The organism is Lysinibacillus sp. Bpr_S20, assembly GCF_023337835.1.
Taxonomy (GTDB): Bacteria; Bacillota; Bacilli; order Bacillales_A; family Planococcaceae; genus Lysinibacillus.
This window is the reverse complement of sequence record NZ_JALNLQ010000002.1, coordinates 266,342-286,959: the sequence shown is the minus strand read 5'-3', so window position 1 is coordinate 286,959 and position 20,618 is coordinate 266,342. Positions and strand designations below refer to the sequence as shown.

The window sequence follows — 20,618 nt, the reverse complement described above, 5'->3', positions numbered from 1 at the left end:
TCACTTCCTATATAGTCTCAGATTTCATTTTACCATTGTATAACAGATTCATGCAAACAGAGTCTCTATCCATTAAAAGCTAAACTTACTTTACTTACATATAAAAAATGTCTTAGTGCTTATGTGTCTAATTAAAATACGTAATGCGTTAGTAAAAAAAGATTTCCTAATATATAATTTATTCAGAAATTTTTCCTTAATACTATATTACAATTAGAGAATTACGTGTTACTCTGAAATAAACTAATGTTACTAAACACAGAAGATTCCATCTAATTTTCATAATGTACCCTATCTAAAAATTGGATTGTAGTTTTGTAGCAACATACAATAGTAAGGAGATATAATTTTGTCGAATAACTTTGTAAATATCGTTGGTTATCAATTGGAAAAAGTCCACACAGGTGTTATCAGTTGGATTCTTGATACTGAAAATAAAACAGTATCATTACAAATAAAATTCGAAATCATTCGCCGTATTTATAAAATGTGCAATAAAGCAATTGATTTTCAGCTTAACGAAATAAAAAATATTAATTGTTTTCCAGAGTACTCTTTTGGTCGTAAACGAAAAATTGATTTAGTTATCAAAATCGATTTGTTCAATAGCACCCCAAGATATTTAGTTATTGAAATGAAAGTCGATTCTATTCCAACAAGTGATCAACTTCAAGGAACGCAATTTGATTTTAATCAAAAAAATGTTTCAGATCAAAATAATGTTTTATTTTTATTATTTCTATTTGGTTCCGCTCAAGTTTGTGAACAGCCCGAACTTTATAATTTCAATCTATTTAGACTACCATGGATTTTAGAAGTTTTTGCAGGGTTTCCGATTGAAGAATATATTTATAAAGATTGGATTGCATCATTAGAAAATGAAAATTTACGTAAAATCCATATCAAAAGTGAATTAGAAAATGCTCCTGAAATTTGGGACGATTCCTATTGGAAGAAAAAAAGATATCGTACTTGGTTCCCGTTGTTTTATTACATATATCACGAATTAAAATGTCATTCAAAAAGATTCGAAGAGTGGGATATATATAGTGGACAAAACAATCCTGTCATGAATTGGAGAAACGGTTGTCTCCATAAAGATATACTAGGTCATCCAATAAAATTTTATTGGGAATTTAACTATGAGGACTTTGTTTTAAAAGCAATGATAGATGAACATAACAAACTTTCTCATGATGATCTAAATTGGTTAAGGGATGAAGTAGGTACTATTTGCCATCATGAAACTCACTACGGGCGAAAAACACAATATCGATATGGCACCTATAATTCACTATATAAGTGGGAATTCGACTTCAAAAATCAAGATATTACTTTTATTATGAAAAAAGTTGACGAAATTCTTGATAAAATTCACCCTATATTAACTTTACTTTAAATAAGAATTTGCTCCCGGAAATATTTTGTCAGGGCTAAAGCTTCCCTTGCTTTGTCACGGGTTTCAAAGCATTCAATAAAATAATGAAGAAAAGGCTCCCGCTTTTGCGAGAGCCTTTGAACATATTAAAGTTTAAGTTGTTTCAATCAAGCCATATTTACCGTCTTTACGTTTATAGACAATGTTTGTGCCATTTGATTCTGCATCTGTAAAGATATAAAAATCATGCCCTAGCATATTCATTTGTAAAACAGCTTCTTCTTGATCCATCGGTTTTAGATCAAATTGCTTAGTACGAACAATTGAATATTCTTCGTCTTCTGTTACTACATCAGCTGCTGCCTGAGAAGTAGCAAAATAAAGGCCTGCACCCTCGCGCTCACGGAATTTACGGTTTACTTTTGTTTTATGCTTACGGATTTGACGTTCTAATTTATCAACAATTAAGTCAATCGCAGCATACATATCTGTATGACGCTCTTCAGCACGAAGAGTTAAATTCTTCATCGGAATTGTAACTTCCACTTTCGTTTGCTTGTCATTATAAACCTTTAAATTTACGTTAGCATTGGCGTTAATATCTTCGTTAAAATAACGCTCAACTTTCTCGATTTTGTTTTCAACATACTCTCGAATAGCTGGAGTTACCTCAATATTTTCACCGCGAATGTTAAAGTTTAACATGTAAACTCCTCCTTTATAACTGCTATACTTTATATTTCTACACAAGTGTGAGAAATTCCTCTAAAATAATTCTTTTTTTCACAAAAATATTTTTTCCATTGGACAGCACCTGCGAAAACTAAGAGGTTAGGTATGTGATGAGCAAATCCCTCTTAGGAATTAATGCTATTTAGTTTTGCTTCATCAGCTTCTTTTCTTCGACGCAGCTTCAACTCTTCGACAATCAAATCTTCAACCGATTCCTGATCATGAAAATTCACGCCATACTGCTTGCCCTTGCCAAAAGGACGGCTCCAAATGACTTCACCAAAAGCTCGTACCTCTTTAGTATCAAGAACAAAGCGTAAATCCAAAGGAGGAGGATTAACACCTAAATCCACCTCAGTAAACATCTTTAAACCTCGTGGACTAATATCAAGCAAGTCAGCCATTGCTGTTTCCGCTTGATTGACTCGTCCATCCTCATATATTGCAAAAGTCATGTTAAGAGGCTTTTCAAACTTAAATCGAAAGCCTTCCTGGCGTTTAAATATCATCTACCCACTCCAATACTATTGTAAACATCTATTTATTAAGCTTGATTATGACACGATGCATGATTTACATCTAGAGGGAATAAGTAACATATCTTACTGAATAAAGACCTATTTTATGGCTAAATCAATTATGCCTTGGCATAATTACGTCTGGAATCGGCTTTGTGCTTGCACAAAGGATTCCTTTCCGATTCCGTGACATCCGCCGGAGGCTTTAACTCCTTTCAGTGGGTGTTTGGATACCTGCTGAAAGAAGTTAAATAATTCCCTTTTGTAATGATAAAATGCTGTGTCTCATTTTTCTTATAAAAGAAAAGAGACCATCATGAATGGATGGCCTCTGATGTTGTCTAAATTTGTCCAGTGTTTCCCTGACCGAATTGTTGCTGTCGATTGATGCGAATAACTTCCTTCCATGTATCACGGAATTCCGTCACTAATCCCTCAACTTCTTCAATAATAGCGACATCATTTTGAATGTTTGCCTCAACTAAACGATGATTCATATATTCATAAAGAGCAAACATATTTTTTGACACTTCGATGTCCATATTCAGCGTCGCCATCAGCTCGCTAATAATCGCTTGTGCTTTGATAAGATTTGTATTTTTTTCTTGGATATTCTTTTCTTGAATTGCCAGTTTAGCCTTGTGCAAAAACTTCAAGCATCCATTATAAAGCATTAACGTCAGCTCACCCGGGGAAGCAGTGGTAACACTATTTTGTTTGTACGCGTTTTGTGCTGTTAAATTTGCTGCCAATAAAGGACAACTCCTTTGAAAGGTTACTTTTTTACTATTTTAAACCATTTTACGAAGAAAAGCTAATAGGTAAATGTTAATTCTTTTTGTCATAATACATCCCATCCATCACACGAACATTCGAGTAAGGATTGAAATATTGCTCTTCACTTTTTTTCGTTTTTTGTAGGTTTGCCATATCTTGCTTTACGGCATTCATGACAGTAGCCAATCGTTCCTTTATCCCATGATCTAATTCGAGTAACGTTCGATGAATACGATTCTGTTCGTCGAATTGAAAGCCTTCTTGAACCAAATCTTCAATAAACTTTCCACGCTTGTCTAGCATGTCGTTAATGTTATCAATATATTCATCACGCTCTTCACCATTTGGAATATCACCTAAAAGCTTAAATAAATTAGCTGATACTTGTAATAGTTGATTTATTAGTTGCATAATTTTCTCCTACTTTGCTAATTAGAAGCCTCTTATAAACCTAACCTTGCATGAACATACTAGATTGCTGGTTTGCTTTATTGATTGCTTGCTCCATAGCTCCGAATTGTTTCCAATAACGTGCTTCGATATTTTTCAACTTGTCTTGCCATGTAGAAATACGCTTTTCTGTATCCATTAAGTTCTTTCCGATCGTGTATTGACTAGCTGACATTGTTGCACGACCGGCTTTTTTCTCAATCGAGACTTCTAAATCTTTCATTGTGTCACGAAGTTTTCTTAGATATCCACGTGTATCAACTGTTTTGCCATCAATAACTGCATCTTTTTTACCATCTACGTTATTAAATAAACGTTCTACTGCATCAGGATCTTCCTCTAAGGCTTTACGCAATTTATCTTCATCAATTGCTAATGTTCCACCCTCATTATAATTTTTAGAAGTCGTAATACCGATGTTGAACAATGTATTATATTTCGAACCTTCAAGACCTGGATTCGCTTCATAGACTAATGATCGCATATTTGAAAGACCTCCGCGAATAAGCTCATCACTACGAAGTAAACCACTTTTCGCTTTTTCTTCCCAAAGCTTAATTTCATTTTCAGACATTCCTTCTCTTTGCTCAGAAGTTAGTGGAGCATAGTCACGATATTTTGTTTGGGTTGTTTGGTCTTTGAAATCTAAAATCAAACCGTTGTATGTCTTCACAAAGTCTTTAATTTTATCCATCATTTCATCTACGTTTGTAGTAGATGTTAATCTAACGGGACTTTCTGAAGCTTCTGGTATATCCTTAACTTTACCTGGATCACCTTTGTCATCTGTGTATTCTTCTTTGAACTGTTGCTTATATGCATCTTTAAAATCTGCTTCTGCCTTTGTTTGTCGATTTACTAATGCAGTATGCTCTTTTTCAGCAGTATTTTTAGCTTCAAGCTTTAAATTATGATCCAATTGCGCTTCTGCTAAACCCGTCATTGTATCAAAATCATCATCTGAAAGCTGGCGTAAGGTATCCTTTTGCGTATTATTGAGTTTTGATAATTTTTCAGCTAATGCCTTTTGCTCTTCCGTTCCGTTTTTTTTCCAATCAGCAATTTGATTATTAAAGTCTTCCTTAGAAGTAGGTAAATCTTTTACTAAAGCCTTTTCCTCATCTGTCAGCCCACCTAAGAATGTTGCGCCTAACGTATTATACATTGACTGTGCTGATAAACTTTGTAATTTTTCATAGTCAAGAGAACCAATAGCTTTAAATTGAGCAAAATTAATATTTGCACCTTTTAACTTCGCTTTTAACTCTGCATCTGAGGAATCATCATTTAACCACGCATTAAATTCTTCTTTATTTTCAAACGATTTATCAGCAATCGTTTGTACTTCTGCTTCTGTTAAATTACGTGCAAACTGAGGGTTACCGATTTTATTAAATGCCGTTTTATCAGCTTTTGATAGCTCTACTGTACCCAAAAATGCATTTTTCGCATCATCAAAATCTGCTTTTGCAACATCATATTCGTCTGTTGCCGTTTTTATCGCTGCAAGTGCATCATCAATCTTTTGGTTGTATTCTGATGAAGTAGTATTAATCCACTCTTCGTAAGCCGAATTATAGCGTTCAGTAGTTGCTTGTTCGCCGTTAAATGTTGATTTTAAGGTAATGTTATAACCATTAATTGAGAACGTATTTGACGAGCGTTCTGTTGCGATACCATTTACTTGGAAAATAGCGTTTTTCCCTTCACGAATTGAAGCCCCTTCAGCTTCAGTAAGCTTCAGCCCGGAAGTATCTCCAGTAATCTCAACACTACCTTTACCTGTATTTTTCGCAGTAAATGAGAAACGGCCACTTTCGAATACGGCTGATACACCAGCACCACTTTCATTCACCTTTTTAACAAAGTCATTTACTGTCATATCATCAGAAATTTCAATTTTTGTTGTTTCTTTAGCCATCGTCCCATCAGCTTGAACTGCTCGAAATTCAATTGTACCTGATGCTATTTCCTTCATTTTCGTTGTACCATTAGCACTTACTTGTCCACTTGTAATACGACCTGCTTCAGCTAATTGTGATACACCTTCAATGGAAACTGTACCTGTTGCTTTACCAGTAGCTACAGCTGACACTAAGTTCGAATTTGAGCTTGATGCAGTTTTTGAAGTGATTGATTTTAAAACTAAATTATCCGCAATATACGTATCAAATGTTTTTAATTTTTTATTAACATCACGATATGCATCACGTTGCCATTCATAGCGCTGCTTACTTTGGAAAAGCTTATTTAAAGGCGCTCTTTCTGCTGACATTAATTTTTTTACCAGTTCATCAATATCCATTCCAGACGCTAGTCCACCAATTCGCATTACCATAATTTAATTCCTCCATCTAAGTAAAATTTATATTTTTTCATCGACAATCATACCGAATAGCTTTTGCATTTCATAAAAAGCATCTAATAACTTTTTGGGTGGGATTTCTTTTATTACCTCATCTGTAGTACTATTTACAACAGTAATATAATAACTTTTCAAACCTTCGTGATATTTAAATTTTGCATTGCTTTGATTTACTTCTAACATTTTATTCATTTTTTCGACAACTTCTTGTACTATTACTTTTTTTTCCTCATCATTACCTAACTGCTGAGTTGGTTCAACATTAAGCACCGCATTTTTCATTGTGGCTTTGCTTCCTTGTCCTACTACATTTTCTACAGTTGGCGAAACTGTTTTATTAGGAGTAGTTGCACCCATATCTGCATTCCCTGAAATCCGCATAATTTTATCCTCCTTAAATAATATAGTACAGATTCTTTGCTACTATTATCGGCAAAAAAAAAGAGAATTTCAGTTTTTTTAACCCAACAACACTCATAGTCACTATTTTTCAAAAAAAAAGTAATATCTACTATAAACCCAAAAGTGATATTCGTAACAATCCTATTATTATTCACAATTTAATAGGTCTTTTTTAATATATTGGGTTATAATAGAAATAGAAGATTGGAGGATTCTTTATGTCAAAAATTCAAAACCAAATTAGCTTAGTTACCGAGACAATGGTCGAGTCTATTGACTATATGAAAGCCGCTTTAAAAAATAACAATATCGATGGATTTTTACCGGTTTTCATTAGCATTGTCGAAGGTTTACAGGCTCTTGATCCGTATATTAAACAACAAAACGATGAAGAACTTATTTCTTTATATAAAGAAACAGAGCTACAAGTAATTCAATGTGCTGATTTAGTACAAGCAGCAGATTTTCAAAACATTTTAGCTACCGTTCAATTTTCATTAGAACCTTCATTGCGAAAGCTTCATGAATCATTTAAAGTAACGGATGAAAAAAATGATAAACAAATCATAATCGGTATGCACTACGGTCCGGAAAATCCAATTTTTGCCTATACTATTGATCGAATTCGAGCTGAGTTAGAAGAGGCTGAACGTCAAAACTGTAAAATGTATTTCTTTGCTTCGAAGGACGTAGATATCGAAAAAGAAGTCATTCATGCTCGATTTTCCTTAGAAAGCGAAGAGACGGAAACAATTTCAATACCTGACGTTATTTATAACATATTTCCAAAAATTGATTGGAATCAAGATTCAGTTGAAAAATGGCTAAGAACAAAAGCACCATTTACAACGTTTCCACTTGAAGACAAAGTAATGCTTCCAAGAAAACTATTAAGGGCATCAAACTTAGGTCATTTACTTATCCCTTTTATAGCCGTAACAGACTTAGAAAAAGTTTTCGACTTTTTAAAAATACATAAAAAAGGCGTATTTAAAAGAGCCGCTGCCGCACGTGGTGAAAATATTTTCCTCGTTGAGCAAAAATCAAATGATCGCTTTGTCGTAGAAGTGAATAAAAAACCGATTTTAATGAATCATGAAGGCTTTTCAAATTGGGTATCTAAATATTTAATTCCAGATTATTACATTTTACAAGAATATAGAGAATTCCGAACACGTTCAGGAAACCCCTTTGATTTCCGTGCACATATGCAAAAAAATGGAGAAGGAAAATGGGAGCTGACAAGGCTTTATCCACGAATCGGTAGTCGTAAGGGAATTTTAAGTAATATTAGTAGAGGGGGACACTCTCAAGAGCTTCACGAATTCTTGTTTAGTGAATTTAATAAAAAAGATGCTGAATACTACTCTCAAAGCTTACATGATTTATCATTCGAAATTGCAAATGCAATCGACCGTATTTACAGCTATTCAATTAATGAAATGGGAATTGACTTAGCAATTGATAAAGAGGGGCATATTTATATGCATGAGGCAAACCCTGTACCACAATCAAAATATCACGAAAAAGAACGTGCAGTTAATATGATAGCCTATGCAAAATATTTAGCAAAACAGAGATTATTTTTAACGAATGATGTACAAAAAGAGCCTGCATTTAAAGATCAATTCTTTTATAAAAATCATCCTGAAATTGAGGTAATAGATCTAGATAAATCCAAAGTAACGATAGGTTTTTTATACGAGAAACACTTCACAGGTGAAAAATACCTTGAAGCATGTGCACTTATGGCACATCATGCAAATGTAAACTTTTATGCATTTCGCATACAAGATATTGATTACGAAAACAAAGTTATTAAAGGCAGATTTTTAGAAGATTTTGCTTGGAAGGAAAAAATTGTTCGTTATCCTGATGTCATTTTGGATCGTTTACGAATGAAGAATAATCCAACTTACCAATTAGCATATGAAGAATTTGCTAATATTCCTTTCAGCCATACTTTAGATATGAATAATTTGAATAAAGTCACAATTAATAATCGTTTAGCAGCTATCGATTCAGTTAAGCATTACGTCATTCCTCATATTGAAAATTTAAATGAAGATTCTCTATATAACTTTATTGAGGAGTATAATACAATTATTTTAAAACCAATTCATGGCTCATTCGCTGTAGGAATTATTAAACTTTCTAAAGTTGGCAATCGCTATATTTGGACAGAGGACGAAACAATTGAATATAGCTGGACTCAAATAAAAAGAATCTGTAATGACCGTGACATTTACAAAAATTATTTAGTGCAAAAATTTATCGAATCTAAATCTCTCGATGATAAGCCTATAGATTTCCGTATTCATATGATAAAGGACCCTACTGATTCATCTAAATGGTGCATTGCACGTGAATATGTACGTGTAAGTGACGGTGGCTTTAAAATTAATACCCAAACGTTTAATGAAGGACGCGCATTTAGTGGAACGATGACGTATATTAACCGTTACGTTACCCAAAACTTCCCGAACAACTATAAAGATATTATAGATAAAGTTTGGAATGCTGCCTATGAAATTGCCGATGCCTTTAATCAGCTACATGATGGACAAGTGAATGAACAAGCTCTTGACTTAGCTCTTACGTTAGAAGGAGATATTTATATTATTGAAATCAATGCAAACCGCCCTGGTGTGTTTGGATACGAATATGATATTGCCCGCCATATGATTCCATTCGTTAAAACACTAGCTAAAGTGGGTGGAACGGAATGATTCTGGGTTTAATCTATGGAGGTATTTCTACAGAAAGAAATATTTCTATTAATAATGCTTATACTTTTTCAAAATGGATTGATTATGACGTATATTCAATCATTCCAATTTTTATTGATCCTAATGGGGTTTGGCAAATTGGTGTACAACTGAAGCGCCCCTTATTAAAAGAAGAAATGCAATTTTCATCAAATAACCATTTAGATTACCTATTAATTTCAAAGTCAATTGATATGGCAATTCCACTATTAAATGGAGTATTTGGTGAAGATGGAACAGTTCAAGGGTTACTCGAAACAGTTCAAATACCTTATACTGGTAACGGGGTGGAAGCTTCCGCAATAGGAATGAATAAAATTCATACAAAAAACAGATTGAAAAGTATAGGTATTCCTACTATTAAAGATTTTTCTGTTAATAAAATTCAATGGAATAAAAACCAACAAGCTTTACTTTCACGCATAAAGAAAGACCTCGATTTCCCGTTATTTATTAAGCCTGCTAGACTTGGTTCAAGTATTGGCATTGAAAAAGTATATCTCGAGGAAGATTTAGTTTACGCAATAGAACGAGCATTTCGGTATGATTTAGATGTATTAATTGAAGAAGGAATAAAATGTAGGGAAATTTTTGTTTCAGTGTTACAAAATGAAGAAGACCTAATTATCTCTAAATTAGGAGAAGCAATTTCTGATAGTGAATTTTATTCATATGACGATAAATATTCTACTCATTCAACTGCCGTTAAACAGCTTGTTCAGTTACCTTCAAATGTTGAACTACAAATTAAAAAGTATAGTAAAATGATCTTTCAAGCTTTAAACGGGCGAGGAATGATGAGAATTGATTTCTTTATTGATGATGAATATTCTATATTTATTAACGAAGTAAATACAGTCCCAAGTTTAGAAGGCACAAGCTTATATCCATTTCTTCTAAAGGAGACAGGCATTGATGAAACGTTATTAGCTAATTCTTTAATAAAAACTGCATTATATTATGAAGTTCAAAAGAAAAATTTAAGTCTCTAAAAAAAGCTATAATTAGTCTTAGGGCACTGCGTGTCATTTGACTAATTATAGCTTTTTAATTTTATTTATCTTTTTTTTGAATGTTTAAAATTAAATAAGAGAGCTGCTCATTACTTATATTTTTATAACGTTTATAATTGACAACAAAAAATACCGTGCCCAATAAAAACCAAATAATTAGCGCTAGTAATGAAGGCACTGTTAAAGCAGCTGGGGAATTTGGAACCAATAATAATAAAATAAATCCCACACTACAAATAAGCCCTAATAAAGCAATGCCTTTTTTTAATATTGCTCCGCCTTCATTTAACAATACTTTATACGCAGCAATACATGTAAATACATAGCCTATAGTCACGCCAATTGAAGACATATCAACAATCCAAGATAAAGCCGGTCTACCAAACCAAGGTGCAGGTAGCATTGCAAAAACGACAAACCAAATGGCACGGTATGGCGTTTTATATGTAGGGTGTAACTTTGTAAAATAATCAGGTACTGCCTTCCCTCGAGCCATTGAATAAAGTAACCTACTTGCTGAATGCGTAAAGCCGTTAAGCCCAGTTAAAATCCCCATAATAATAGCTAAAGCAAGAATAAATACACCTAATTTTCCTGCAGTTGCTTCAATAATACTTCCAATTAACCAGAGTTGACTATTAGATTGAAAAGTCGATAAATCAACTGTCCAAGAAGCAACACCAATCATCAAAACATAAACAAGGGCTGATGAAATTAATGAAAAAACAATAAGGTTCCTTCCCTTTTTTGCCGAAAAAGTAAATTCCTCTGCTGTCTGTGGTATATTATCAAAGCCTACATAAGCCCACGGCGCAATTGCTAAAATAACTATAATTGAAATAATCATGGATTGATTTTCTTTGAAAAAGGGCTGCATATAACTAATTGGTTGTTCGGCAAAGGTAAACGTAAAAGCAGCCATAATGGCAACACCTAAAGCTAAAATGACTGAAAAAATAAGCTGCACCTTACCAGAAACATCTGAACCAACTATATTTACGACCGCAAAAATTAACATGATAAATGTAGAAATAATTACCTCAGGTAAATAAACATCCCAGCCTGCAACGGTGTAAAGATAAATTCGATTCATAAAATTTGGAAACAAATACTTTAATAGCAATGAAAAGGCTGATGCATTTAAAGCGATAATGCTCGCATAGCCTAATATCATAAACCAACCTGTGAAGAAAGCCCAATTGCGCCCTGCACTATAAAAGGCATAGCTATATCCCCCACCTGAAACAGGAAACTTTTCAATAAGTAAACCATAACAATATGCAATAAGCATCATTATTAGGGCACCAAGTATTATACCAATCATGGCAGCAACACTTCCGGCCTTACTTACCCAATCAGAGGGTAAAATAAATGCTCCCCAACCAATTGAAGAACCAAAAGCAATCGCCCATGTCCACGATGCTTTCATTGAGGTAGCTAATTTTGTTCGTTCTATCATCTGCATACAATACATCCTTTAATTAAAATAATAAAAAAGAGAGAAGTCTCCTTCTCTCTTTCCCATCAATTAACGTATCAATTAACGTAATAATTGAAGTACACCTTGTGGTTGTTGGTTCGCTTGAGCTAGCATCGATTGTGCTGCTTGCATTAAGATGTTGTTTTTCGTGAAGCCCATCATCTCTTTTGCCATATCTGTATCACGGATACGTGATTCAGCAGCTGTTAAGTTTTCTGATGTTGCACCTAAGTTATTAATAGTATGCTCTAAACGGTTTTGAACCGCACCTAGTGCAGAACGTTGCTCAGATACTAGTTTTAAAGCATCATCAATTGTCTCGATTGCAGCATCAGCACCAGTTTGAGTTTCGATAGCTACTTTATCAACACCGATTTTATCTGCTTGCATAGACTCGATATCTAATGTGATTTTTTGACCTTTATTCGCACCGATATGGAAAACTTCATTTTTGAAATCGCCATTTAATAAATTTTTCGTATTGAACTGTGTAGTTTCTGCAATACGGTCAATTTCTTCCACTAATTGTGAAATTTCTGATTGTAAATGCGCACGGTCATCATCTGTATTTGTATCGTTTGCAGATTGTACTGATAATTCACGCATACGTTGTAGGATAGCATGAGTTTCGTTAAGAGCACCCTCAGCAGTTTGGATTAAAGAGATTGAGTCTTGAGCGTTTTTAGTAGCCATGTCAAGACCACGGATTTGTCCGCGCATTTTTTCAGAAATTGCTAAACCAGCAGCGTCATCGCCAGCACGGTTGATTTTGTAACCTGAAGATAATTTCTCTAAGTTTTTAGAAGCTTCAGTGTTGTTGAAAGAAAGGTTACGATGTGTGTTTAAAGCTGAAATGTTATGTTGAATTCTCATTTGGAATTCCTCCTTGAATGTTTGTTTTGTTATTCCACATCCGTGTGGAATATCGGATTAGGTAGTATGTACTTCCTGCTCCTTACAATCTATATATCGTATTTAGTTGGAAATGTTTAATAGTTTTTTTAAAATTTTTTTATTTTTTTATGTAATAGATTACTAATTTACAATTATAGCTAAAGCACATCTTCTTATTTCCTCTTTAGCTGTTCTAAGAAGCTTGATGATGCTGTTAAAGCTTCCTTATTTTGTGCTTGGATCGCTTCAAAAACTTCGGAGCGATGTACTTTCACTGTTTTTGGTGCAACAATACCAATTTTAATTTGTTCGCCATCCACTGCTAATATTTTTATTTCGATTTGGTCACCTATCATAATAGATTCATCTTTTTTTCGTGAAAGCACTAGCATTATTTCGCACTCCCTTCCAATGGTTGCATTGGATAGCGTAGCGGATAAGACTTATTATCTTGAAGGACAATTTGTTTACCAAGTTTTTTATCCATATTAATTATGATAGGTGCTAGCAAATTAATAGTAGAATCCTGCAAAGTTTCCTTCATTGTCACAATAGTGTATGCAAGAACATCTTCTTCTTTTTCAATTTGTAGCTGCTCACGATCCTCATCACTAATATCAAAGGTATAATCTTTTTTGAAGGCAAATGGGTAGGCTATTACAAAGCCAATTTCCATTTGATCAACTGATTGAAGTAATACTAATGGAAGGTTTGCATCTATAGGTAGTAACACAAATTTCTTGTAATCTTCCAATCCTAATAAACCTTGCTCAAATGTTAGGATATCTTGTTCTGCAATTTCGATTTCACCTAAAAATTTAGTAGCTATTTTCATTCTTTCATGCGCTCCTTTAAATGATGACGTCGATGTTAACATCTGGTCTTTGTACCATTGTACTAGTTACTTTACCAGGTGTGTAGTCATGTATAGGTTTGTTCACCTTTGCGTCAATTATTGGTTCTCTTCTCTCAATATTGATATCTGTAGTACCTGGTGTGTAGTCGATTTTAACAGAGCCTACGGAAGGTACAAATTTAATATTGAATGGCACATGATGGGGACCATGATTTTGTTTTGCGATATTTTGAATTATCGCACGTCCTTGTCCTTTACCTGCATTCTCCATTAATTGACGTCCCTCTCTTGCTCTACGTGCCATCCCCTCAAGTGCCCCTTGCTTACCTTCTTCCGCATAGTTTGCACTTGATTCCAAAGGACTAATCATCCCTATGTCTCGTCTTGCTTGAGAAGAGTCGATTTGTAAAACGCCTCTAGTTGTATGAATTTCTAAGATAGCAGCTGGTTGTTCAATAGTTTGAGTAGCTCTCGGCTGTTCAATAGACTGTTGTGGCTTAATGTTCTCCAGTTCCATTTTAATATCAGTTGTGCGAATTTGAATTTGTGGGAGTCTCATTTCTATCTCTCCTTTTAAGAAAAGCGTCTGAACAAAATGTTCAAACGCTCTGTTATTCATTAATAAAGTTTGCACTGTCGCTTTGCTTTTGGGACAGAATCTTAGTAGATTTTATCGGATAAAATCTACTAAGGTTTGCTGAATGATTTTTGCTCCTACGGATAGAGCAGCTTGGTGAATGGAATCCTGCGTGATCATTTCTGTAATCGTCTTCGCATAGTCTGTGTCTTCATTAGCAGATAGTTGTTTTGTTACATTAATTTCTTGAAGACTTAGTCGATTTCCCATCATCTCTACACGATTTTGACGAGCTCCCACATCTGCTCTTAAAGTTAATGTACTTTCATAAATACTATCTAAACCAGGAATTGCATTACCACTTGCTTTTAAACCCAGTTCATCACCAATCTGCTCACCTGTTGCACCACTTTCTAAAAGTGTAGTTACATGCTTCATAAACTCATCAATATCGTTAAACAAATCAGCACCTGGGGTATTAATATTCATTGAGATACCATCAAAAACATTTATTTCAATCGGCTTCTTTCCCCCAGTAGTAATTGCTGGATTTTGTGGCCCTGTTTTATCAGTATAAAGCGGTTGGTTTGTATGCGTGCCTGTAAAGATATAGTTTTCGCCCACCTTTGTATTGGCGATATCACGCAATTGTTCCTTAATTTGTTGCATTTCTGCATTGATTTTTTGACGATCATCATCAGTATTTGTATCGTTAGCAGCTTGTACAATAAGCTCCTTTATACGTTTTAATGCTTCACCTACTTGATCAAATGCTTCATCTGTTGTGTCTAGCCATGTATTTGCTTCACGAAGATTACGTTGGTATTGTTGGTTTTTATCAAGATCTATACGATAGCCCATTCCTTTTACTGCTACAACTGGATCATCGGATGGTCTTGTAATTACTTTACCTGAGGTTAACATATCTTGATATTTCGACATTTTACTATAGCTTGTATTTAAATTGCGTAGCATATTACTCGATAGCATTGATTGTGTAACGCGCATAATTTATCTCCTCTCAGTCAAGTGGTTTATAGCCCAACTCTTCCCATACCATTGATGATTTTATCTAATGTTTCATCTACCACCGTAATCATACGGGCGTTGGCATTGTATGCTTGCTGGAATGTAATCATATTAGTCATCTCTTCATCTAAAGAAACTGAGCTCATTGAATCACGACGCTTTGAAATTTCTAAATGCATCTTTGCAGAGTTGAATGCACTACGCTCAGCTTCCTGACCCTTTACTGCTAAATCTCCTACTAATGATTTATAATAGTTTTGGAAAGTACCTTTCTTTAAGTTATCTTGAGCCTGCGATTGTAGCTTTGCTAGCTCACGCATGTTTTGGTTATTACCTTCCTCACCCTTCACACCAGATACAGCTACCTGCTTCGGATCAGTAATCACTACCTTAAAATCACGTGCAGTTGTTCCAGAGAAAAAGTCTTCACCTGAACTACCATCTAAGCCGAAACCTTTACTATGAATTTCATTAAATTTATTTATAAATTCCTCTGCCAGTTTATCTAAATTAGCAAGCATTTCTGGATAAGTACCTTGTTCACCGCTATGTCCATATGCATCAATTAATGCAAGTAATGTACCCTTACCAGGCTCCATTTGCTTATAGTCAAGTTTGTATGGACCTGTCGTTGGGTCTCCTGGTGGCTGGCCAACATCAGTGATTTTAATTTCATTAAAATTAAAATAGCCTCCTGTCGTTTGATCATCGATCTCACCATCGACGCGCTGATTCTTTGTATCCATCGCTGCAATTGCAGCATACTCCCTACCATCCACTAATTTAATAGGTTTACTACCATCTGCTGGTACATATGTAATCGTCATAGAACCTTCAGCTACATCACTTGCTAACCCACCTGATTTTTGCCATGAAACTGATACAGGAATATATTCATTTAACTGATCTACTAATAAATCACGTGCATCATATAAATCATTCGGTACATAACCATTCGGTTCAACTTCTTGAATCTGTTTATTGATGGCTGCAATTTGTTTGAGAATTGAATTCACTTTATCCGTTGATACCTTAATCTCATTCCCGATATTACCTTGGATAAGTTTTAGTTGTCTATCCATATAATTAAAGGATTCAGCGATTGCCTCTCCTTTTGAAATTAACACCTGACGAGCAGCTGCATCTTTTGGATTGTCAATAACATCCTCCATAGACTTCCAAAAATCTGTAAATGATTGGTTAATACCAAACTCCGAAGGCTCTGACATGATATCTTCCATCTGCGAAATTGATTTTGCTGCTGAATCCCAATAACCCAACTTATTTGTTTCTTGACGATATTGTCGATCAATAAATTGATCGCGAATACGTTGAATTGAGCTTACTTCAACACCCGTTCCAAGATGGCCAGGATAAGTAGGCTGATTTAAACCTGCACTTGGAAAGCCAGGAGTCGCTTGCATATTTACTCGTTGACGAGAGTAGCCTAATGTATTTGCATTGGAAATATTATGTCCAGTTGTATATAAAGCTGTTTGTTGTGTAAATAAACCACGTTTACTTGCTTCTAAGCCCATAAATGTTGAGCGCATTCTTTTTCCTCCTTTTTATGAACGTTTTTCATTCCAAGCAAACGTTTCTTGCGTGGGTGCAAGAAACTATGCTTGAGAATCAAAAAATGATTTTTTGGTAACTTTATTTGTTCCGCGTATCTCACTGCCCGAGTAATTCATTTGCTCGTTCTGAGGTCGTAAGGAACCCAGTGTTAGATTGACAAATTGTAGTGATTGGAACACTAATTTTTGATTTAAATCGTTTTGATTTTTTAAGTCGTTGATGATTTGCAATAATCGATTGCGCACTGCTGAAAGCGAATCTTTTTCAGTCTGATGTTCAGCAGCCTCGATGACATCAGCGACAGTTGCTTTGTCAGTTGAAGCAAATCCTTTTGCCTCAAGGTAATCCGTTACCTGTTTCTGACGCTGTTGCTCGAGCTTATCGATGGCCGCTACATGCGCCTGCTCATCCTTGAGCATTTGGTCCAATGCTTCGATATCCCCAACTGTAATGATTTCAGTTTTTTTATTGGCTAGTTCAAGTAAGCTTTTGTGCATTCTTTCTAGCTTTGTTAATGTAGAACAGATCGCCTCTACAGACATATTGTGAAGCACCCTTTCTGTTATTCCTTAGAAACGATAATATTTCAGCATATCTTCTGCCACTTTGCGAGCGTCCACTTTGTATTCGCCAGAAGCGATATCTTCTTTTAATTGTTTTACGCGTTCTGCACGCTCTGTGTTGTATGTTGAAATCCCTTGCATCTCCTGTGCAGTCTTTGAAATTTCGATTTTATCTGCGAAGGATGCTTTGTTAGTGTCTGATTTTACATTGCGCACCTGATTTTTATAGGCGTTCACTGCATTAATCCCATAAGATGTAATTTTCATATAATACCCCCCTATCAAAAAGCTTTCTTCCTATTATTTCGGATTGTCTCACATAATGTTAAGTTTTCAAATATAAAAAAGTGTGCTAATTTTGTTTAAAATTAACACACTTTAAGCCCTTAACGTTTTCGATCTGAGTGATACGTTACACGATCATGATCCGCCACACTGTCACGGAACTCTTTCGCCGCTTCAAATGTACGTAGCTCCGACTTCAATTCATCCTGACATTTTGTACAAAGCTTGCCTTTCGTCGTTAAATGACCACAGTTATCACATGGGTAGCCAAGATTCGGGAACATTGCAGGCTGTAAGCGCCCTTTGCGTACCCATTTATACAATAGCTCCTCTTCAGCTCCCGTTGCTTCAACAATACGTTCTACTGTCGCCGCACGGTTTTCACGTTTACGTAAAAAGCGATAAACGATTTGATATAATTCCTCTTCAGATTGAGCACATTTATGACATACTTCTCTGACCCCGATATAATTAAAAAACTCATTACATTTCGGACAATTACGAACCTCTGCCATCTACTCTTCCTCCTTTTCCATATAACAGCTAAACGAACCTTATATACTCGTAATCTATTATACACAATGCGTTTGTAATTTCATCCATTAATTAGTGTGAAGCTTTTTACATTTTTTGCACCTGCCTTCAGTAATAGCTCGGTGGCGTGCTGTAAAGTTGTTCCTGTCGTTTTTATATCGTCAAAAAGAAGATATTCTTTATGTTCAACATGCGCTCCATCCATCAGACGGAAAAGGGGAGCTGCTTGGATTCGTTGCTCTCTATTTTTGGAGCTTTGCGTTTCTGCTGTTGTCTTTTCTAAAAGTTGTATAAAAGGAATATGAGCAGCCTTTAATAACTCCTCCATATGCGAAAAGGTACGTTCCCTTAGCTTGAGAGGATGCATAGGAATAGGAATGATAGTTGCTTTTTCATGTTTAAACCGGGCATATAGTTTCTGCCGAAATACTTTAGCAAGTGCGACATCCTGAAGAAATTTATATTGATGCAAATAATCTTTCATGGCATCGTTATACTGATAAAATGCTGATGCCGTTGAGGAATATTCAAATTTAGCTGAGCATCTTTCACAGATGGTCGGTTGAAATTGTTTGGTTAAAAGTAGTTTCCATGAGATTACTGATTGCAAAGGCTGTGAGCATAGCAAGCAAAGTGTTTCCATTTTATTCATTGTGAAAATCCTTTCTTATTATAATTAAGAATTTTTGTACGCGCATCATCCATTTCAATCGTAATACCATGATGAAAAAATACGACGTCTCCATCTGCAAAATCAGCATTTCGGCCAACTCGCCCAGCGATTTGTATAAGTGCACTAGAAGTAAAAATTGTTGATTCTGCCCCAATAACGGCAACCTGTACATTCTTGATTGTAATTCCTCTTTCTAAAATAGTCGTTGTCAGTAAACCTGGAACTTCTTCTTGACGGAGTTTAAGCACTTTTTCTTTACGCTCAGGATCTTCAGCATGTACCGCCATGATGCTTCCATCTAATTGCTGAAAAAGTGGCGTAGCTATTTTCATTAACTCTACTTTCGGGAAAAATAATAGAAAAGGCTCTTTTCGTGCTAGGCGTTCCTCTGTCCATTGCTTTAGCTTTCGCGGAATCTTTCCCCGTTTCAAGCTTTTTTCATAGTTCCATAAGGAATGAAATCGAGGGACCGGTAATGGACGGTTATGATAGCGCTTTGGGATAAATGAATAGCTTTCCTGTTGATACTGAGTCAGTAATTTATGTGAAGGTGTTGCTGTGACCACCAATATTGGTGCGTTTTCCGCTTTAGCCTTTTGCACAGCGCTTTGCAAGGTTTCGTCAAATGTATAGGGAAATGCATCAGCTTCATCAACAATCATCACGTCAAACGCTCGTTCAAAACGATATAGCTGATGAGTTGTCGCCAACACAAGCTGCGCATACCCCTCCTGCTTTGGTGATCCACCATATAGTGCATGGATCACCGTTTGCGGGAAAACTGCTTGAAAGCGTGGATATAACTCTAGCACTACATCAGTACGAGGCGTAGCGATACATACCCGTAAGCCCTGCTCTAGCGCATAATGTACAGTCGGAAAAAGTAGCTCCGTTTTCCCTGCCCCACATACCGCATGAATAAGATGGGAACGTTGTGCTTTCACACTTTCTAGCATTTCATTTGCCGCCTGCTCTTGAAGCACTGTAAATTGCCCCGCCCATTTGAGCGCATGCTTTCTTGTTCTTATTGCCCGAGGGCCCGTCCAAGTTATCAATTGCGTACAGCTACTCACTCTGCCCATATTCAAACAATGTCTACAATATACACATGGCTGCTGGCATTTCGAACAATCAAATGTTGTAAATTGCTGAGGATCATCATTATGACAACGATTGCATCTAAGATGTGGCTCTTTTTGAATTCCTTCTATTATATGGAAGTATTTACGATGGATTGCTTTCTCGATATCTTCCATTTGGAATGGAGTATGCTCCTTTAACCAAATACGTCCTTCATGAAAATCTCGTAATGCAGGTGGCAACAACCAACCTTTGTATTTCATTGCATTGCTCCTTTCGTTTTGGGGTTTATCAGCGATTTCTGTACTTTTATCAGCGATGTTCATTACTTTATCAGCGATTCTCATATTTTCATCAGATATATCCGAAATCTACCGCAAAATCCCTACTTCCCCAGCGTTGTTCAAAGTTTATCAGCGATTTCTGTACTTTTATCAGCGATATTCATTGGTATATCAGCGATTCTCGAACTTTTATCAGCGATGTTCATTACTTTATCAGCGATGTTCATTACTTTATCAGCGATTCTTTTACTTTTATCAGCGATTCTCATATTTTCATCAGATATATCCGAAATCTACCACCTAGTATCCCAACTTCCCCTGGCAATATGGTATTTTCGCAAAATAAAAAAACAGCCTCTACAAATTTAATGTAGAGACTGTC

Annotated in this window: 21 protein-coding genes; 3 read left to right on the top strand and 18 right to left on the bottom strand. The window is 35.4% G+C overall.

Features of this window, described 5'->3' with window-relative positions; all coding sequences use genetic code 11:
- The first annotated feature begins 349 nt into the window (after positions 1 to 349).
- A complete protein-coding gene (locus MWJ95_RS05885; protein ID WP_249073438.1) occupies positions 350 to 1,399 on the top strand; it encodes a PD-(D/E)XK nuclease family protein in 1,050 nt (349 codons plus the stop codon).
- Between the two features lie 132 nt (positions 1,400 to 1,531).
- Here the strand turns inward: MWJ95_RS05885 and hpf are convergent, their stop codons facing one another.
- The 6 genes from hpf to MWJ95_RS05855 all read right to left on the bottom strand — a co-directional run bounded on the left by hpf (position 1,532) and on the right by MWJ95_RS05855 (position 6,601).
- Positions 1,532 to 2,083 carry a ribosome hibernation-promoting factor, HPF/YfiA family gene (hpf, locus tag MWJ95_RS05880; protein WP_249073439.1) on the bottom strand — a complete coding sequence of 184 codons (552 nt, stop codon included), beginning with the start codon at positions 2,081 to 2,083 and terminating at the stop codon, positions 1,532 to 1,534.
- 152 nt (positions 2,084 to 2,235) lie between these two features.
- On the bottom strand, positions 2,236 to 2,619 hold the full coding sequence (locus tag MWJ95_RS05875; protein ID WP_249073440.1) for a PilZ domain-containing protein: 384 nt from the start codon (positions 2,617 to 2,619) through the stop codon (positions 2,236 to 2,238).
- A 350-nt stretch (positions 2,620 to 2,969) separates the two neighbouring features.
- Positions 2,970 to 3,380 carry a flagellar export chaperone FliS gene (gene fliS, locus MWJ95_RS05870; protein ID WP_249104743.1) on the bottom strand — a complete coding sequence of 137 codons (411 nt, stop codon included), beginning with the start codon at positions 3,378 to 3,380 and terminating at the stop codon, positions 2,970 to 2,972.
- Positions 3,381 to 3,456: 76 nt separating this feature from the next.
- Entirely contained in the window at positions 3,457 to 3,816 is a 360-nt protein-coding gene (fliT, locus tag MWJ95_RS05865) for a flagellar protein FliT (RefSeq protein ID WP_249104741.1), read from the bottom strand.
- Positions 3,817 to 3,856: 40 nt separating this feature from the next.
- On the bottom strand, positions 3,857 to 6,193 hold the full coding sequence (fliD, locus tag MWJ95_RS05860; RefSeq protein WP_249104739.1) for a flagellar filament capping protein FliD: 2,337 nt from the start codon (positions 6,191 to 6,193) through the stop codon (positions 3,857 to 3,859).
- A gap of 27 nt (positions 6,194 to 6,220) precedes the next feature.
- Positions 6,221 to 6,601 (bottom strand): flagellar protein FlaG, encoded by a 381-nt coding sequence (locus MWJ95_RS05855; RefSeq protein ID WP_249104737.1) that lies wholly within the window; start codon positions 6,599 to 6,601, stop codon positions 6,221 to 6,223.
- Between the two features lie 239 nt (positions 6,602 to 6,840).
- On the opposite strand from MWJ95_RS05855, the gene MWJ95_RS05850 reads away from it, so the two are divergent.
- Together MWJ95_RS05850 and MWJ95_RS05845 are read left to right on the top strand one after the other, a co-directional pair.
- Positions 6,841 to 9,351 (top strand): YheC/YheD family protein, encoded by a 2,511-nt coding sequence (locus tag MWJ95_RS05850; protein ID WP_249104735.1) that lies wholly within the window; start codon positions 6,841 to 6,843, stop codon positions 9,349 to 9,351.
- The gene (locus tag MWJ95_RS05845) at positions 9,348 to 10,382 is read left to right on the top strand and encodes a D-alanine--D-alanine ligase family protein (protein WP_249104733.1); all 1,035 of its coding nucleotides are present in this window, start codon (positions 9,348 to 9,350) and stop codon (positions 10,380 to 10,382) included. The genes MWJ95_RS05850 and MWJ95_RS05845 overlap by 4 nt, the downstream gene beginning before the upstream one ends.
- A 61-nt stretch (positions 10,383 to 10,443) precedes the next feature.
- Here MWJ95_RS05845 and MWJ95_RS05840 read toward each other — a convergent pair whose 3' ends face one another.
- The 12 genes from MWJ95_RS05840 to MWJ95_RS05785 all read right to left on the bottom strand — a co-directional run bounded on the left by MWJ95_RS05840 (position 10,444) and on the right by MWJ95_RS05785 (position 20,215).
- On the bottom strand, positions 10,444 to 11,868 hold the full coding sequence (locus MWJ95_RS05840; protein WP_249104730.1) for an APC family permease: 1,425 nt from the start codon (positions 11,866 to 11,868) through the stop codon (positions 10,444 to 10,446).
- A gap of 75 nt (positions 11,869 to 11,943) precedes the next feature.
- A complete protein-coding gene (locus tag MWJ95_RS05835; protein WP_249104728.1) occupies positions 11,944 to 12,756 on the bottom strand; it encodes a flagellin N-terminal helical domain-containing protein in 813 nt (270 codons plus the stop codon).
- A gap of 194 nt (positions 12,757 to 12,950) precedes the next feature.
- Positions 12,951 to 13,169, bottom strand: a complete 219-nt coding sequence (gene csrA / locus MWJ95_RS05830) for a carbon storage regulator CsrA (protein WP_249104726.1) — start codon at positions 13,167 to 13,169, stop codon at positions 12,951 to 12,953.
- Complete coding sequence (gene fliW, locus MWJ95_RS05825) at positions 13,169 to 13,612, bottom strand: flagellar assembly protein FliW (protein ID WP_249104724.1); 444 nt, start codon at positions 13,610 to 13,612, stop codon at positions 13,169 to 13,171. The genes csrA and fliW overlap by 1 nt, the downstream gene beginning before the upstream one ends.
- Before the next feature lie 16 nt (positions 13,613 to 13,628).
- Positions 13,629 to 14,192, bottom strand: a complete 564-nt coding sequence (locus tag MWJ95_RS05820; RefSeq protein ID WP_249104722.1) for a DUF6470 family protein — start codon at positions 14,190 to 14,192, stop codon at positions 13,629 to 13,631.
- 111 nt (positions 14,193 to 14,303) lie between these two features.
- The gene (gene flgL / locus MWJ95_RS05815; protein ID WP_249104720.1) at positions 14,304 to 15,218 is read right to left on the bottom strand and encodes a flagellar hook-associated protein FlgL; all 915 of its coding nucleotides are present in this window, start codon (positions 15,216 to 15,218) and stop codon (positions 14,304 to 14,306) included.
- 26 nt (positions 15,219 to 15,244) lie between these two features.
- Positions 15,245 to 16,792: a flagellar hook-associated protein FlgK gene (gene flgK, locus MWJ95_RS05810; protein ID WP_249104718.1), complete on the bottom strand. Its 1,548-nt coding sequence runs from the start codon at positions 16,790 to 16,792 to the stop codon at positions 15,245 to 15,247.
- A gap of 66 nt (positions 16,793 to 16,858) precedes the next feature.
- Positions 16,859 to 17,359, bottom strand: a complete 501-nt coding sequence (locus MWJ95_RS05805) for a flagellar protein FlgN (protein ID WP_249104716.1) — start codon at positions 17,357 to 17,359, stop codon at positions 16,859 to 16,861.
- Positions 17,360 to 17,386: 27 nt separating this feature from the next.
- Positions 17,387 to 17,647 carry a flagellar biosynthesis anti-sigma factor FlgM gene (gene flgM / locus MWJ95_RS05800; protein WP_249073455.1) on the bottom strand — a complete coding sequence of 87 codons (261 nt, stop codon included), beginning with the start codon at positions 17,645 to 17,647 and terminating at the stop codon, positions 17,387 to 17,389.
- 119 nt (positions 17,648 to 17,766) lie between these two features.
- Complete coding sequence (locus tag MWJ95_RS05795) at positions 17,767 to 18,180, bottom strand: TIGR03826 family flagellar region protein (protein WP_249073456.1); 414 nt, start codon at positions 18,178 to 18,180, stop codon at positions 17,767 to 17,769.
- Positions 18,181 to 18,260: 80 nt separating this feature from the next.
- Positions 18,261 to 18,851 (bottom strand): ComF family protein, encoded by a 591-nt coding sequence (locus tag MWJ95_RS05790; RefSeq protein WP_249073457.1) that lies wholly within the window; start codon positions 18,849 to 18,851, stop codon positions 18,261 to 18,263.
- Positions 18,848 to 20,215: an ATP-dependent helicase ComFA gene (locus tag MWJ95_RS05785; RefSeq protein ID WP_249104714.1), complete on the bottom strand. Its 1,368-nt coding sequence runs from the start codon at positions 20,213 to 20,215 to the stop codon at positions 18,848 to 18,850. Before MWJ95_RS05785 ends, MWJ95_RS05790 begins: the two co-directional genes overlap by 4 nt.
- Between the last annotated feature and the right edge of the window lie 403 nt (positions 20,216 to 20,618).